Below are 15,253 nucleotides of genomic sequence, written 5' to 3' on the forward strand. Positions count from 1 at the left end.
CGACCGTGATCGTGGCCCGCGCCGCGACGACGACCGCGGTGGCAGCACCGGTGGCGGTTTCCGGCGTGACGACAGCCGGGGTGGCAGCACCGGTGGTGGTTTCCGCCGCGACGACCGCGACCGTGGCCCGCGCCGGGACGATGAGCGGCCGAGCACCTTCCGTCGTGACGACCGCGCCCCCCGTCGTGACGATCGTGCGCCGCGTCGTGAGGATGACCGGGGTGGGTACCGCGGTGGTCAGCAGCGTGATGACCGGGGTGGGCGTCCGGGCGGTGGCTTCGAGCGCCGTGACGACCGTCCCCGTGGCCCGCGCCGCGACGACGACCGCGCCGGCGGCTTCCGCCGCGACGACCGCGGCCCGCGCCGTGACAACGACCGGGGCAACGACCGCGGGGGTTACCGTGGCCGGGACGACCGAGGTGGCTACCAGGGGCGTGACGACCGCGACCGTGAGCCGATCAAGCGACTGCCCATTCCCGACGACGTCACCGGCGACGAGATCGACAAGGACGTCCGCCAGGAGCTCATGAGCCTGCCGAAGACGCTTGCCGAGGACGTCGCACGGAACCTCGTCATGGTGGCCCGCCTGATCGACGAGGACCCCGAGCAGGCGTACGCGTACTCGCGCATCGCCCTGCGCCTGGCTTCGCGCGTCGCCGCGGTGCGTGAGGCCGCCGGCTTCGCCGCGTACGCCACGCAGAAGTACGCGGAGGCGCTGGCCGAGTTCCGGGCCTCCCGCAGGATGACCGGGTCCGTCGACCTGTGGCCCGTCATGGCGGACTGCGAGCGTGGGCTCGGGCGCCCCGAGCGGGCCATGGCGATGGCCGGTGAGCCCGAGGTGCAGAAGCTGGACAAGGCGGGCCAGGTCGAGATGCGTCTGGTGGCCGCCGGGGCCCGCAGGGACATGGGGCAGATCGACGCCGCCATCGTCACGCTGCAGAGCCCCGAGCTCGCCTCCAGCGCAGTCCACTCCTGGACGCCGCGTCTGCGGTACGCCTATGCGGACGCCCTGCTGGAGGCCGGGCGCGAGGACGAGGCCCGCGAGTGGTTCGCGAAGGCCATGGAGGCCGACAAGGACGGAGCGACCGACGCGTCCGACCGCCTCGCCGCGCTCGACGGTGTCGAGTTCGTCGACGCCCTCGGTGAGGACGACGACGAGCAGGACGCCGTCGTACCCGCCGCCGCGGACGGCCCGGACGCGCAGGACCGCGCCGGCGAGAAGGCCGACGCGGAGGGCGCCGAGGACGCCGACGAGGCGGATGACGCCGTGGAGGCCGAAGAGGCTGAAGGTGACCATGGCGTCGAGGGCGTGGACGGACCCGCGAAGGCGTAAGCGCTGACGCACCACGAGCACAGGAGGGGGCGGCACCCGCCGGGTGCCGCCCCCTCCTGCGTTCCGGCCCGTCAGTCCGTGTCGAGGCTGCGCAGGACGAGGCCCGTGGCCGGCTTGGGGCCGAACGAGGTCGACTTGCGGGGCATGGTGACCCCCTGCCTGGCCAGGTCCCGGACGATGTCCTCGCTCACCGGATGCATCAGGACCGCGGTGGCGCCGCGCCGCTGGGCCTGCTCGACCGCGGCCTCGGCGCTGTGGATGTAGGCGATGTGGTCCGGGTCGTCCGGTATCCGCCAGACATGGTCGAGGAGCACGGAGTGCAGCACCGTGGCGTCGAGCGCGCGCCACGCCGCCGGCCGGTCCGCGGGCACCGTTCGGGCCAGGAGGTTCGCGTCGGGCCGGTCGACGAGATGGAAGCGGCCGTCGCCCGCGAGCAGGAAGGCGTTACCCTCGGCCGAGGCCTCCGCGAGGACGTCGAGCGCCCTGGGGAGAGGGCCCTCAACGGCCCGCACCCTGAAGGCGCCTTCGAGAGCCCGGAGCGCCTCCGCGACCGGAAGACGGTGCAGCAGGCGGTGGATGGCACGGACCTGCAGGGGGTAGCGGGCGGTGTCGACCAGCAGGACCAGACCGAAGTCCCAGGGCCCGGGGCCGGACCGTTCCCGCTGCAGCCTGAGATAGGTGGCCCAGCGGTGATGACCGTCGGCGATCAGCGCCTGGTGCCGCGAGAGGTCCGCCTGGACCTCCGCCCGTTCCGCGGGGTCCGTGATCGCCCAGAGGCGGTGGGCGACCCCGTCCTCGGTGGTCGTCGCGAGCAGCGGCAGGCGCTCCACCACCCGTTCGATGACGGCCGTCGCCCCGGTCGGCCCGCCGTCGCCGGCGTAGGTCAGGAGCAGCGGTTCGAGGTGGGCCGCCGCCGTACGCATCAGGGCGGCGCGGTCCTCGACGATGTCGGCCATGACGTCCTCGTGGGGCAGTACCACACCCTCGTCCGGGGGAGAGAGCGCCAGTGCCCCGATCACTCCGCGCTGGAGGACGTCGCCGGCCCGCTGCTCGTAGACGTACAGCACCGGCTCCGGGTCGGCGGCGAGGACGCCTTCCGCGAGCCAGCGCCGCAGGGTCCGGGCCGCCTGCCGGTGCCGGGCCGCGGCGCTGTCCGCCTGGGGGAGGATCAGCCGCACGATGTTGTGCGGGTCCGCCGACTCGAGGTGGTGCAGACCGTCGGGACGTACGACGACGTCGTACGGGGGAGAGGTCACGGCGGCCAGACTGCCGACCCTTTCGGGGACGTACCGCAGTCCGCGGAAGGGGATCAGCCGCAGTCCATGGCCGCCGGCAGGCCCGGGTGAGTTCATCCGTGCATCGTATGTGCGCCGGGCGATGGGCGATGATCGGGGGAGAGGCATGGAAAGAGGAGCGCGGCATATGAGTCAGCAGTACAGGTCCCGGCCGCTCGGAAGCGGTGTGGCGCTGAGCGCGGCGTACGACACGGCGCTGCTCGATCTGGACGGGGTGGTGTACGCGGGCGGGCATGCGATCGCCCACGCCGTCGAGTCGCTGGGCACCGCGAGCGCGGGCGGCATGCGGCTGGCGTACGTGACCAACAACGCCCTGCGCACCCCCGACGCGGTGGCCGGGCACCTCACGGAACTCGGCATCCCGGCCGAGCCGGCCGACGTGATCACATCGGCGCAGGCGGTCGCCCGGTTGATGGCCGATCAGCTGCCGCCGGGGGCGCGGGTCCTCGTGGTCGGCGGGGAGGGGCTGCGCGTCGCGCTGCGTGAGCGGGGGTTGGTGCCCGTCGAGTCGGCGCAGGACGACCCGGTCGCCGTCGCCCAGGGGTACGGGGGGCCCGACCTGCCGTGGGGGCGGTTCGCCGAGGCGGCGTACGCGATCACGGGCGGGGCGGTGTGGTTCGCGTCCAACACGGACCTGACGATCCCGGGGGCCCGGGGCATCGCGCCGGGCAACGGCGCAGCGGTGGAGGTCGTACGGATCGCCACGGGCGCGGAGCCGCAGGTGGCCGGTAAGCCGTTGCCGCCGATGCACCGCGAAACGGTTCTGCGGACAGGGGCCGAGCGGCCGCTCGTGGTCGGGGACCGTCTGGACACCGACATCGAAGGGGCGTTCAACGGGGACGTTGACTCGCTCCTGGTGCTGACCGGGGTGACCGACGCGGCGCGACTGCTCGCGGCCGAGCCGAAACACCGGCCGACCTACGTCGACCGGGATCTGCGCGGTCTGCTCACCGGACAGCCGGAGGTGTCGGAGCGGGACGGCGCCTTCCACTGCGGGGGCTGGACGGCCGCGGTACGGGGCGACGCGCTCTCGCTGGAGGGCGACGGCGACGCACTGGACGGTCTGCGGGCCCTGTGCGGGGCTGCCTGGACGTCTGCGGGTGCGGCTTCGTGCGTCCTCGACACGGGGAAGGCGGTGGCCAGGCTCGGTCTGTGACCGAGCGCGGCCCGAGCACCGGCCCGAGCCCGGCTCGAGCACCCGGTAGGCCCGTCCCCGGGTAGCCGGGCCACGAGGGGGCCACCTGTCCGGTAGCCGGACCACGGGATGGCCGCCGGTGGGGATGCGGACGTGCGACCAGGAGGAAGGCCGTCCACGGGTGGCCTCCCCACGGGATGGCCGCGCTCGGCCTGTGGCCGGTGGCGTCCCGAGCACCGGCCCGGGCCCGGCTCGAGCACCGGGGGCCCGTCCCTGCCAGCCGGGCCACGAGGGAGGTCACCTGTCCGGTAGCCGGACCACGGGGTGGCCGGCTGGGGGCGTGCGGCCACGGGGGACGGCCGTGCACCGGGACCTGACCACGGGATGGCCGTCCCTGGGGAAGACCGCCCACCTGGCGGTGCGTACGGACCGTACCGGACTACCCACCGGGCGGAGCGCACGGGCGCACGTTCCGTACCGGGCAGGCCATGCGATGGGAGGATAGGCTAACCTAACCCGGTGTTGGTCGAGAGTCCCCCCGAACCGAACGCCGGCCCCGGAGCCGCGCCGGAGACACCCGTGCGCGCCGGACGGCACACGCTGCGCGCCGCAGGGCTGCTGGCGGCCGTGGGCGTGCTGGTGCTGGTATGCCTCGCGAGTGTGGCCGTAGGGGCGAAGGCCCTGCCGCTCTCCGAGGTCTGGCACGGTCTGTTCCACGCCTCGGGGACCAGCGGTGACGTCCTCGTCCGGGACGTCCGGGTGCCGCGTACGGTGCTCGGGCTGCTCGTCGGGGCCGCGCTCGGCCTCGCCGGTGCGGTGATGCAGGCGCTGACCCGTAACCCGCTCGCCGAACCCGGGCTGCTGGGGGTCAACGCGGGCGCGTCGGCGGCCGTCGTCTCGGCCATCAGCTTCTTCGGTGTCACCTCGCTGACCGGGTACGTCTGGTTCGCGTTCGGCGGTGCGGCGGTCGTCTCCGTCGCGGTGTACGTCCTCGGCGGCAGCCGGTCCGCGAATCCGGTCCGGCTGGCCCTCGCGGGCACGGCGGTCACCGCCGCCCTGTTCGGCTACGTCAACGCCGTACAGCTCCTCGACGCTGCGGCGCTGGACCGGCTGCGGTTCTGGACCGTCGGGTCGCTGGCCTCCGCCGACATGGGGACGGTCGGCAAGGTGTGGCCGTTCATCGCGCTCGGCGTGCTGGTGACCCTCCTCATCGCCCGCCCGCTGAACGCGCTGGAGATGGGCGACGACACGGCACGGGCGCTGGGCGCGCACCTGACCCGCACCCGGATCCTCGCCATGGTGGCCGTCACCCTGCTCTGCGGGGCCGCGACCGCCGCCTGCGGGCCGATCGTCTTCATCGGGCTGATGATCCCGCACCTGGTGCGCAGCATCACCGGCCCCGACCTGCGGTGGATCCTGCCCTACGCCGCCGTGCTCGCGCCGGTGCTCCTGCTGGGCGCCGACGTGGCCGGCCGGGTGATCGCCCGCCCCTCCGAACTGCAGGTCGGCATCGTCACCGCGCTGATCGGCGGACCCGTCTTCATCCACCTCGTACGACGCAAGAGGATGGTCCAGCTGTGAAGGCCGCACAGGACGCCACCAGGACGGTCCGTGCCGTACGGACCACCGGCGGGTACTCCTTCCGCGTCGACGTACGGGCGTTCCTCGCCGTCGTGCTGCTCCTCGCCGCCGCGCTCGCCGCCGCGGTGGTGCTCCTCGGCAGCGGCGACTACGCCATGTCGCCGGGCGAGGTGCTCACCACGCTCAGCGGCGGCGGAACGTTCCAGCAGGAGTTCGTCGTCACCGAACTGCGGCTTCCACGGGTCCTGGTCGGCCTTCTCGTCGGTGCCGCCCTCGGCGTGGGGGGTGCCGTCTTCCAGAGCCTCTCCCGCAACCCCCTGGGCAGCCCCGACGTGCTCGGCTTCGGCCAGGGCTCCGCGGTCGGCGCCCTCGTCGTGATCGTGCTCCTGGGCGGCGGGGCCGCCGAGGTCGCCGCGGGAGCCGTGGCCGGCGGCATCCTCACCGGAGTCGCCGTCCACCTGCTCGCCTGGAAGCGGGGCGTGCACGGCTACCGGCTCGTCCTCGTCGGGATCGGCGCCGCCGCGATGCTCACCGCCGCCACTCATTACCTGATCACCAAGGCCGACCTGGTCGACGCCACCCGCGCCGTCGTCTGGATGACCGGTTCCCTCGACGGCCGGGACTGGGCGCAGGTGTGGCCCCTGCTCACGGTCTGCGCCGTGCTCGTGCCCGTGGTGCTGGGGCACGGCCGGGCGCTGCGCATGATCGAGATGGGCGACGACGCCGCCCACGCGCTGGGCGTACGGGTCGAGCGCACCCGGCTCCTCCTGCTCGGATGCGCCGTGCTGCTCGTCGCGGTCGCCACCGCCGCCGCGGGTCCCATCGTCTTCGTGTCGCTCAGCGCCCCGCAGGTGGCCCGGCGGCTCACCCGTGCGCCGGGGCCCAGCCTGGCCGCGTCGGCCGCCACCGGCGCGGCCCTGCTCCTCGTCGCCGACTGGACGGCCCTGAACGCCTTCGGCGACCGGCAGCTCCCGGTTGGCGTGGTCACCGGCGTGATCGGTGGCTGCTACCTGCTGTGGCTGCTGGTGTCCGAGCGCAGGGCGGGCCGCATATGAGAACCGGTACCCCGACGACCCCATCGGACCCCGCCACCGCGCGGACGAACCCCTTCGAGACCGGGAGCACGACCATGCAGCGCCTCACCGCGGACTCGGTGACCCTGGGCTACGACCGGCGGATCATCGCCGAGAACCTCTCGGTCGAGATCCCCGATCACTCCTTCACGGTGATCGTCGGCCCCAACGCCTGCGGCAAGTCGACCCTGCTGCGCGCGCTCTCCCGGATGCTCAGGCCGAGCAGCGGAGAGGTGCTGCTGGACGGGCGGTCCATCCACCAGCTGCCCGCCAAGAAGGTCGCCAGGACCCTGGGTCTGCTGCCCCAGTCGTCCGTGGCCCCCGACGGCATCACGGTCGCCGACCTCGTCTCGCGCGGCAGGTACCCGCACCAGGGACTGCTGCGCCAGTGGTCGCCCGAGGACGAGCGGATCGTCGTCGGGTCCATGGCCGCGACGGGCGTCGAAGAGCTCGCCGACCGTTATGTCGACGAGCTCTCCGGCGGGCAGCGCCAGCGAGTCTGGATCGCCATGGCCCTCGCCCAGCAGACCCCGCTGCTGCTCCTCGACGAGCCGACGACGTACCTCGACATCCAGCACCAGATCGACGTACTCGACCTCTGCGCGGAGCTGCACGAGACCCAGGGGCGCACGCTCGTCGCCGTACTGCACGACCTGAACCACGCCGCCCGTTACGCCACCCACCTCATCGCCATGCGCCAGGGCGAGATCATCGCCGAGGGGGCACCCGGCGACATCGTGACCGCCGAACTCGTGGAGCGGGTCTTCGGCATGCCCTGTCAGGTCATCGCCGACCCGGAGACGGGCACCCCGCTCGTCGTCCCCGCCGCCCGCAGGAGGCGGGCCCGCGCGTGAGCCGGCGGACCGTCACAGCAGGGCCCTGAGTTTCAGCAGATCGCGGAAGCCCGCCTCCAGCCTGACCCGCCCCGATCCCCAGGCCTTCGCGAAGTGGAGGTCGCCGTTGACCATGGCCACCAGGTCGTCCCCGGTCATCGCGAGCCGGATCTGCGCCTTCTCGCGGGGAGGGCCGTCGTAGGTGTCGAGCACCTGAATCCGGCCGTTCGCCAGCCGTCCGGCGAACGTGCCGTCGAGGTCCGTGATGTGGCAGCTCAACGAGCGGTCGAGCGCAGCGGCGCTGCGTACGTCGCCGTCGGCGCCCGCCAGGTTGCCGGAAAGTGTGTCGAGTGCGCTGCGGCACTCCGCCATGGTCGCCATCGTCACCGACGGTACACCGGCCCTTCGGGGTAGCGTTCCCGCATGAGCCACTGGATGCCGGAACCGGGCACGGAGCGGGAGGACGGCGCGGAGGGCGCGGCCGCGCCGCCCGCCCTCCCGGACGCCCCTTCCTTCGAACCCGCCCCGCCCGCCCCCCTCGGCGTCCCGCGCACCCCCACCGGACACGCCGGGGTGGACGCGCGGCTGGAGCGGCTGGCCGATGCCGACCACCTCCCGGCGGACGGTCACACCGCGGTGTACGAGGATGTACACCGTGGGCTGCGTGACGAGCTGACCGCGCTGGACACCCGGCCCGCCCCCGCACCGACGCCCGCGCACGACCACAGGAGCTGAACCGAACGTGGCAGGAGTGGCACGACGCCGCCTCGACGCCGAGCTGGTACGCCGCAAGCTGGCCCGCTCGCGCGAGCACGCCAGCCAGCTGATCGCAGCGGGGCGGGTGACCGTCGGCGGCAGCACCGCGGCCAAGCCCGCCACCCAGGTCGAGACGAGTGCGGCCGTCGTCGTCCTCGAGGACGACAGCGACCCCGAGTACGTCTCGCGCGGCGGGCACAAACTCGCGGGCGCCCTGGCCGCCTTCGGCCCCCTCGGGCTGAAGGTGGAGGGACGGCGGGCGCTGGACGCCGGGGCGTCGACGGGGGGCTTCACCGACGTGCTGCTGCGGGCCGGAGCCGCCCATGTCCTCGCCGTCGACGTCGGCTACGGGCAGCTCGCCTGGTCGTTGCAGTCCGACGAACGGGTCACCGTCAAGGACCGTACGAACGTGCGCGAGTTGACGCTCGAGCAGATCGACGGAGAGCCGGTGGACCTCGTGGTCGGCGACCTGTCGTTCATCCCGCTCGGCCTGGTGCTGCCCGCCCTCGCGCGCTGCGCCGCCCCCGACGCGGACCTGGTCCTCATGGTCAAGCCGCAGTTCGAGGTGGGCAAGGAGCGCCTGGGCAGCGGCGGTGTGGTGCGCAGCCCCGAGCTGCGGGCGGAGGCCGTACGGGAGGTGGCGCGCCGGGCGGGTCTGCTGGGCCTCGGTGTGCGGGGGGTCACGGCGAGCCCGTTGCCCGGCCCCTCCGGAAACGTCGAGTATTTTCTGTGGCTGCGGGCCGGAGCACCTGAGCTGGATCCCGCGGATGTCGACCGTGCAGTGGCGGAGGGGCCTCGTTGACGACGCATGCGGCACAACCCGGAAACGCGGAACGCACCGTCTTCCTGCTGGCGCACACCGGCCGGCCGGCGGCCATCCGCAGCGCCGAACTCGTCGTCCAGGGCCTGCTGGCGCACGGTCTGGGTGTGCGGGTGCTGGCCGCGGAGGCGGCCGACCTCCCGCTGCCGCCGTCCGTGCACACGGTCACGGACGCCACCCCGGCGGTCCTGGACGGCTGCGAACTCCTGATCGTGCTGGGCGGGGACGGGACGCTGCTGCGGGGTGCCGAGATCTCCCGTGCCTCCGGCGTCCCGATGCTCGGCGTCAACCTGGGCCGCGTGGGCTTCCTCGCCGAGGCCGAGCGCGACGACCTGGACAAGGTAGTCAACCGGGTCGTCACCCGCGCCTACGAGGTCGAGGAGCGGATGACGCTCGACGTCGTCGTCCGCAGCAACGGCGACATCGTGCACGCCGACTGGGCCCTCAACGAGGCCGCCGTGCAGAAGGTGTCGCCCGAGCGGATGCTGGAGGTGGTCCTGGAGATCGACGGCCGGCCGGTGACCGGGTTCGGCTGCGACGGGATCGTCTGCGCCACCCCGACCGGTTCGACCGCGTACGCCTTCTCCGCGGGCGGGCCCGTCGTCTGGCCCGAGGTCGAGGCCCTGCTCATGGTTCCCATCAGCGCCCACGCGCTGTTCGCCAAGCCGCTCGTGACCTCGCCCACGTCCGTGCTGGCCGTGGAGGTGCAGCCGCACACCCCGCACGGGGTGCTGTGGTGCGACGGGCGCAGGTCCGTCGAGCTGCCGGCCGGAGCCAGGGTCGAGGTGCGGCGCGGAGCCGTGCCCGTACGGCTGGCCCGGCTTCACCACGCCTCGTTCACCGACCGTCTGGTCGCCAAGTTCGCCCTGCCCGTCCAGGGCTGGCGGGGCGCTCCGCACTGATCCGCGCCGTGACGGGAGAGCTCCGTGTCGCCGGGCAGGCCGTTAGCGCGCCGGGGCCCGGACCTCGTAAGGTCATGTCCGTGTTGGAGGAGATGCGGATACGGTCGCTCGGAGTCATCGACGACGCGGTGGTGGAGCTGTCACCCGGTTTCACCGCGGTGACGGGTGAGACCGGCGCGGGCAAGACCATGGTCGTCACCAGTCTGGGTCTGCTGCTCGGCGGACGTGCCGACCCCGCCCTGGTGCGGGTCGGTGCCAAGGCCGCGGTCGTCGAGGGGCGGATCACGGTCTCCCCGGGTGACGCGGCGGCGGTGCGCGCCGAGGAGGCCGGTGGCGAGATCGAGGACGGCGCGCTGCTCGTCAGCCGTACCGTTTCGGCGGAAGGGCGCTCCCGGGCCCACCTCGGCGGCCGGTCCGTGCCCGTCGGGGTGCTCGCCGAACTAGCCGACGAGCTCGTCGCCGTCCACGGCCAGACCGACCAGCAGGGGCTGCTCAAGCCCGCGCGGCAGCGGCAGGCACTCGACCGGTACGCGGGCGACGGCGTCACCGTCCCGCACACCGCCTACACGGCGGCCTACCGGCGGCTGCGCGCGGTCAGCGCCGAGCTCGAGGAACTGACCACCCGGGCCAGGGAACGGGCCCAGGAGGCGGACCTGCTGCGCTTCGGCCTCGACGAGATCGCCGCGGTGGAACCGCTGGCCGGGGAGGACGCCGACCTCGCCGCCGAGGCGGAACGGCTCGGCCACGCCGAGGCCCTCGCCTCCGCCGCCGCCCTGGCGCACAGCGCGCTCGCGGGCGACCCGGAGGACCCGGAGGGCGTGGACGCCACCACGGTGGTCGCCGCCGCCGGGCGGTCCCTGGACGCGGTCCGGGCCCACGACCCGGCGCTGGCCGCGCTCGCCGACCGGATCGGTGAGATCTCCATCCTCCTCGCCGACGTGGCCGGAGAGCTCGCCGGGTACGCCGACCAGCTGGACGCCGACCCGTTGCGGCTGGCCGCCGTCGAGGAGCGGCGTGCCGCGCTCACGGCGCTCATCCGCAAGTACGGCCAGGACGGCCTGGACGGTCACAGCACCGCGGCCGTACTCGCCTGGGCCCGCGAGGGCGCCGCCCGGCTGACCGAGCTGGAGGGCGACGACGACCGGATCGGTGAGCTGACCGCGGAACGCGACGCGCTGCGCGCCGAGCTGTCCGGGCTCGGGCAGGCGCTGACCGACGCGCGGACGGAGGCGGCGGCACGCTTCGCCGAGGCGGTGACGGGGGAACTGTCCTCCCTCGCGATGCCGCACGCCCGGGTCTCCTTCGCCGTCCGGCAGACCGAGGCGGCGGACGAGGCGTCCGGGATCGACATCGGGGGCCGCAGCGTGGTCTACGGGCCGTCCGGGGCCGACGAGGTCGAACTGCTGCTGGCTCCCCACCCCGGTGCCCAGCCCAGGCCCATCGCCAAGGGCGCGTCCGGGGGTGAGCTCTCCCGGGTGATGCTCGCCGTCGAGGTCGTCTTCGCGGGCTCCGACCCCGTGCCGACCTACCTCTTCGACGAGGTGGACGCGGGTGTCGGGGGAAAGGCCGCCGTCGAGGTCGGCCGGCGGCTGGCGAAGCTCGCCCGGTCCGCGCAGGTCGTGGTGGTCACCCACCTGCCCCAGGTGGCCGCCTTCGCCGACCGGCAGCTCCTGGTCGAGAAGACCGTGGACGGCTCGGTCACCAGGAGCGGTGTCACGGTCCTGGAGGGCGAGGACCGGGTGCGGGAGCTGTCCCGGATGCTGGCGGGTCAGGAGGACTCGGAGACGGCCCGGGCGCACGCCGAGGAACTCCTGGCGACCGCGCGGGCGGGCGGCTGAGGTCCGTCCCGTCACCGTGGCGGATCGGCGCGCGGCGTCCGCCGCGGTGCCCCGCACGGCGGACACATCCCGTCCGCGGACGGGATGTGTCCGCCGTTCCGGCAACGCCGCGAGGTGTCGTAGCCGTCGTCGTGCGCCCGCCGGGGAGCACGGGACAGCCCCCTCGGACGCGCCTCGGAAGGAGCGCCGGCCGCCCGGAGGGCGGGACCGGCGGCGTCCGGTTCGTGCGCGCGCGAGGCGGGGGCGCGGTCCCGGTCCGCGTGTCCCGGCGTTGTGCTCCGGTTCGTGCGGGCGCGAGGCCGGGATCGCCCGGGAGCCGGTACTTCCGGGCGATCCCCGTCACCGGTGCGTGTGCGTGCGAGGCGTCGCCGGGTGGACGGCACCTGCGCACCACGCCGTCCCTACCGTGCCGGCCGCCGCGCGCCGCGCGGGCCTCTCGCCGGGCCCGCCCCGGCCGGACCGTCAGCTCACGCCTGACAGGCGCACGGGTATCCGCCGTGCGGCGCGCGGCCGTTGACGCCGTACGCCCTGCCCACCGGGCGGACGGCGCGACGTCCCGGAGACGCCTGCCGGGCGCGGGCGGCTGCGGTCCGGGGACGCGGGAGACGGCCGGCCGGGCGAGGGCGGGGATGACCACGCGTCAACTCCGCTCTCCAGGGTCACTCGCACGGGTGGGGTGGGTCGTCCGGCTGTCGCCACGCCGAGGGGAGCAACGTTTCTCCGGTGCCTGAACGTGCGTACGGGCTGGCATCCTTGGCGCTGTACATTCCGCCGACTCGGGAGCCCCGGGAGCCATCCAACGTGTCAGAGCTGCGTACGGTCCAAGTCCTGGGCGGCGGTGCCGGGAGCAGCGCATACGTCACCTCCCTGGCGGCGGGACTGGTCGCCCGGGGGGTGCGGGTCACGGTCTGCGCACCGCCCGGCGCGGACCGGGCCCACGGCTTCCCCTCCACCGGGGCCCGCTTCGCCGCCGTGCCCCGGCGCAGTGATCCGGTGGCCGTGGCCGCCCTGCGCGCCGCCTGCGCCGACGCGGACGTGGTCCACGCGCACGGTCTGCACGCCGCCGTCCGTGCCGGGATAGCACTGAGCGGCCGTAGTACGCCGCTGGTCGTCACCTGGCACCACCGGGCCACGGCGGAGGGCGCCCGCGGCCGGTTGCTGCGCCTTCTGGAGCGAAGAGCCGCCCGTGCGGCGGCCGTTGTGCTCGGTACGTCGACGGAACTGGTCGACCGGGCCCGCCGCCGGGGAGCCAGGGACGCCAGGCTCGCCCGCCCCGCCGTTCCCGCGAGCGGCTTCGCCCGCGCCGCCGGGGAGGCGGCGAAGGACGGGACGACCGGCCGCGACACCGGGACCGGCGAGGCGACCGCCCCGGAGCACCCGGGGCGCGACGACGGCAAGGTGCGCGCCGAACTCGGCGCGATCGGCAGGCCGTTGCTGGTGTCGGTGGCGGGCTCGACGCCTCACCACGGCCACGACACGCTGCTGGACGCCGCCCGCGCCTGGCGGGCGCTCGACCCGGTACCTCTGCTGGTCGTCGTTGAGCGGGACCGTCCGACCGCGGCCCTGCGCCGCCGGATCGGTGACGAGGGGCCGACCGTCGTGCCGGCCGGCCGCGAGGGACTCGGCGAGATCCTCGCCGCCGCCGACCTGGCGGTGCTGCCCGGCCGAGGAGAACACCGGCCGGTCCTGGCGCACGAGGCGCTGCGGCTCGGCGTCCCCCTGGTGGCCGCCGCCTCCGAGGGCCTGTCCGATCTCGTCGGCGGGGCGGCGGCGTGGGTGCCCTACGGTGACGCGGAGGCCCTGGCCGGCGCGGTGACCGGGCTCCTCGGCGACGCGGGCCGGCGTGAACGCCTCGCCGAAGCGGGACGGCTGCAGGCCGCCGGCTGGCCGACCGAGGACGACGTGATCGCCCATGTGCTGTCCGTGTACGACGAACTGGCCCAGCCGTCGGCGCCGCCGCGTACGTGAGGACCCCGCCGCGCCGGGAGCCGGCCGCCGCGTCCCGCCCAGGGGGAGCGGTGCGCCTCAGGGCGTGTGGCGGCGGGCCCGCAGGGCCAGGCTCAGCGCCAGTACGGTCTCGGGGTCGTCCAGGTCGGCGGCGAGCAGATCCCCGATGCGGGCCAGCCGGTTGTAGAGCGTCTGCCGGTTCAGATGCAGGTCACGCGCGGCCTCCGCCTTGCGGCCGGCATGGGCGAGGTACGCCTCCAGCGTGGGCAGCAGCGGGGGACGCGAAGTCCGGTCGTGCTCGCGCAGCGGCCCGATCGCCCGGTCCACGAACGACGCGAGGCCGGGGTCGTCCCGCAGCCGCCACAGCAGCAGGTCGATGTCGAGGCCCCGCGCGTCGAACCAGGGCTCGTCGCCGAGCTCCGGCGCCGCCGTGGCAGCCTCCGCAGCGTGCCGCAGACCCGCGCCCGCCGCCGCCCAGCCGCCCGCGTCCCCGACCACGACGACCGGCGTACGGTCCCCCGCCCGCTCCAGGCCCGCCCGCTCCACCCCGGCCCTCAGCACCGCCGCCACCCGGTCGGCGATCGCGGTGCGACCGGTTCCCGGGCGCAGTGCCAGCAGCAGGGGGATCCGGCCCTCCACGGGCCGTACCCCGAGCAGCGCGGGCACCCCCATCGCCGACAGCTCCTCCGTGACGGCCCGTGCCAGCAGCGCCCAGCTGCCCGCCGGCGCCGAGCCGGGGGTCAGCCGCATCACCACCGGCAGCAGCGGATCGGTCCCGGGCCTGAACCCCAGCACCCTGGCCTGCGCGGGCGCGTCCTGCGCCGCGATCCGGCCCTCGGCGAGATCGGTCAGGAAGTCCCCACGCCCCCGCGCCGCGAGTTCCTCCTCCTGACGTGCCTGCATCAGGACGACCGCCAGGATGCCCGCCGCCCGCTCGGCGGCCATCCGGTGCACCGCCACCAGCGGCCCCGCCACGGCGAGCAGGACCAGCCGGGCCCGTACGGACCCGGCGCCCTGACCGCCGCCGGGCACCTCCACCAGGACCGCTCCGGCAGGGGGTGCCTCACGGTCCTCCCTGCCGCCGCGCAGCCCGTCCCAGACCTGCAGGGGATCGGCGCCGACCGGCGCGCCGCCGGTGCCCGCCGCGTACAGCAGCCGGCCGTCCGGGGTCTCCAGGAAGACCGGGTTCGCTGTGAAATCGGCCAGAATGCCCAGTACCTGCGGGACGCCGCCGCCGTCGAGCACCGCCCGCGTGCAGCGCCGGTGCACCTCCTCAGCCCGCTGGAGCAGGGCGTAGTGCCCGTTGACGATCTCGGTGTGGATCTCCTCGGTCACCGCGACGAACGGGACCTCACGGTGCAGCTGGACGAGCGGCAGCCCCGCCGTGCGCGCGGCGTCCACGATCGCCGCAGGCAGCCGGCGGAAGCGCGGACCCAGCTCGACGACCAGGGCGGCGATGCCCCGCTCCGCCAGCCTGCGGACGAACGCACGCTGCTCGGCGGGGCGCGCCCCGAGCGTCAGCCCCGTGGTGAGGAGCAGCTCCCCGCCCTTGAGGAGGGCGGGGATGTTCGGCGCCTCACCGGCGTGCACCCAGCGCACCGTACGGTCCAGCCGGTCGGCGCCGGCCAGGACCTCCGGGAGCCCACCGCGCAGCCCGGGCAGCTCCAGGGCCCGCCGGACGGTGATCCCGCCTTCTGTCTCCACTGATCGCGGTTCCATGCTCGTCCTCGCCGGCCCACG

Annotated in this window: 13 protein-coding genes; 10 read left to right on the forward strand and 3 right to left on the reverse strand. The window is 74.7% G+C overall.

Annotated features, from left to right (window positions below; translation table 11 throughout):
• Positions 1-526 precede the first annotated feature (526 nt).
• On the forward strand, positions 527-1,333 hold the full coding sequence (locus BA175_RS32135; protein ID WP_069172285.1) for a tetratricopeptide repeat protein: 807 nt from the start codon (positions 527-529) through the stop codon (positions 1,331-1,333).
• 71 nt (positions 1,334-1,404) lie between these two features.
• Here BA175_RS32135 and BA175_RS17045 read toward each other — a convergent pair whose 3' ends face one another.
• A complete protein-coding gene (locus BA175_RS17045; protein ID WP_069172286.1) occupies positions 1,405-2,685 on the reverse strand; it encodes a DUF1015 family protein in 1,281 nt (426 codons plus the stop codon).
• Between the two features lie 70 nt (positions 2,686-2,755).
• Between BA175_RS17045 and BA175_RS17050 the strand changes: the two genes are divergently transcribed.
• The 4 genes from BA175_RS17050 to BA175_RS17065 all read left to right on the forward strand — a co-directional run bounded on the left by BA175_RS17050 (position 2,756) and on the right by BA175_RS17065 (position 7,271).
• Positions 2,756-3,784, forward strand: coding sequence for an HAD hydrolase-like protein (locus BA175_RS17050; RefSeq protein WP_069172287.1), 1,029 nt, complete (start codon positions 2,756-2,758; stop codon positions 3,782-3,784).
• Positions 3,785-4,282: 498 nt separating this feature from the next.
• On the forward strand, positions 4,283-5,344 hold the full coding sequence (locus BA175_RS17055; RefSeq protein WP_438947337.1) for a FecCD family ABC transporter permease: 1,062 nt from the start codon (positions 4,283-4,285) through the stop codon (positions 5,342-5,344).
• Positions 5,341-6,399: a FecCD family ABC transporter permease gene (locus tag BA175_RS17060; RefSeq protein ID WP_069172288.1), complete on the forward strand. Its 1,059-nt coding sequence runs from the start codon at positions 5,341-5,343 to the stop codon at positions 6,397-6,399. Before BA175_RS17055 ends, BA175_RS17060 begins: the two co-directional genes overlap by 4 nt.
• 74 nt (positions 6,400-6,473) lie before the next feature.
• Positions 6,474-7,271 (forward strand): ABC transporter ATP-binding protein, encoded by a 798-nt coding sequence (locus tag BA175_RS17065; RefSeq protein WP_069172289.1) that lies wholly within the window; start codon positions 6,474-6,476, stop codon positions 7,269-7,271.
• A 12-nt stretch (positions 7,272-7,283) separates the two neighbouring features.
• On the opposite strand, the gene BA175_RS17070 is transcribed toward BA175_RS17065, so the two are convergent.
• A complete protein-coding gene (locus tag BA175_RS17070; protein WP_069173080.1) occupies positions 7,284-7,631 on the reverse strand; it encodes an SCP2 sterol-binding domain-containing protein in 348 nt (115 codons plus the stop codon).
• A 42-nt stretch (positions 7,632-7,673) separates the two neighbouring features.
• Here BA175_RS17070 and BA175_RS17075 point away from each other — a divergent pair, with 42 nt between their 5' ends.
• The 5 genes from BA175_RS17075 (at position 7,674) to BA175_RS17095 (ending at position 13,534) form a co-directional block, all read left to right on the forward strand.
• A complete protein-coding gene (locus tag BA175_RS17075) occupies positions 7,674-7,985 on the forward strand; it encodes a hypothetical protein (RefSeq protein ID WP_069172290.1) in 312 nt (103 codons plus the stop codon).
• A gap of 7 nt (positions 7,986-7,992) precedes the next feature.
• Positions 7,993-8,808, forward strand: a complete 816-nt coding sequence (locus BA175_RS17080) for a TlyA family RNA methyltransferase (RefSeq protein ID WP_069172291.1) — start codon at positions 7,993-7,995, stop codon at positions 8,806-8,808.
• Positions 8,805-9,728 carry an NAD kinase gene (locus BA175_RS17085; RefSeq protein WP_069172292.1) on the forward strand — a complete coding sequence of 308 codons (924 nt, stop codon included), beginning with the start codon at positions 8,805-8,807 and terminating at the stop codon, positions 9,726-9,728. Before BA175_RS17080 ends, BA175_RS17085 begins: the two co-directional genes overlap by 4 nt.
• 74 nt (positions 9,729-9,802) lie before the next feature.
• Positions 9,803-11,566, forward strand: a complete 1,764-nt coding sequence (gene recN, locus BA175_RS17090) for a DNA repair protein RecN (protein ID WP_069172293.1) — start codon at positions 9,803-9,805, stop codon at positions 11,564-11,566.
• An 801-nt stretch (positions 11,567-12,367) separates the two neighbouring features.
• Positions 12,368-13,534: a glycosyltransferase family 4 protein gene (locus BA175_RS17095; protein WP_069172294.1), complete on the forward strand. Its 1,167-nt coding sequence runs from the start codon at positions 12,368-12,370 to the stop codon at positions 13,532-13,534.
• 57 nt (positions 13,535-13,591) lie between these two features.
• Here BA175_RS17095 and BA175_RS17100 read toward each other — a convergent pair whose 3' ends face one another.
• Positions 13,592-15,217: a PucR family transcriptional regulator gene (locus BA175_RS17100; protein WP_069172295.1), complete on the reverse strand. Its 1,626-nt coding sequence runs from the start codon at positions 15,215-15,217 to the stop codon at positions 13,592-13,594.
• Positions 15,218-15,253: the final 36 nt, after the last annotated feature.

Source organism: Streptomyces griseus (assembly GCF_001715295.1).
GTDB lineage: Bacteria > Actinomycetota > Actinomycetes > Streptomycetales > Streptomycetaceae > Streptomyces > Streptomyces griseus_G.

Excerpts from the sequence above, each read along its gene's own strand:
- recN (WP_069172293.1), top strand. The coding sequence starts at position 9,803 with ATGTCCGTGTTGGAGGAGATGCGGATACGGTCGCTCGGAGTCATCGAC.
- BA175_RS17065 (WP_069172289.1), top strand. The coding sequence starts at position 6,474 with ATGCAGCGCCTCACCGCGGACTCGGTGACCCTGGGCTACGACCGGCGG.
- BA175_RS32135 (WP_069172285.1), top strand. The coding sequence starts at position 527 with ATGAGCCTGCCGAAGACGCTTGCCGAGGACGTCGCACGGAACCTCGTC.
- BA175_RS17075 (WP_069172290.1), top strand. The coding sequence starts at position 7,674 with ATGAGCCACTGGATGCCGGAACCGGGCACGGAGCGGGAGGACGGCGCG.
- BA175_RS17070 (WP_069173080.1), bottom strand. The coding sequence starts at position 7,631 with ATGGCGACCATGGCGGAGTGCCGCAGCGCACTCGACACACTTTCCGGC.
- BA175_RS17050 (WP_069172287.1), top strand. The coding sequence starts at position 2,756 with ATGAGTCAGCAGTACAGGTCCCGGCCGCTCGGAAGCGGTGTGGCGCTG.
- BA175_RS17045 (WP_069172286.1), bottom strand. The coding sequence starts at position 2,685 with ATGAACTCACCCGGGCCTGCCGGCGGCCATGGACTGCGGCTGATCCCC.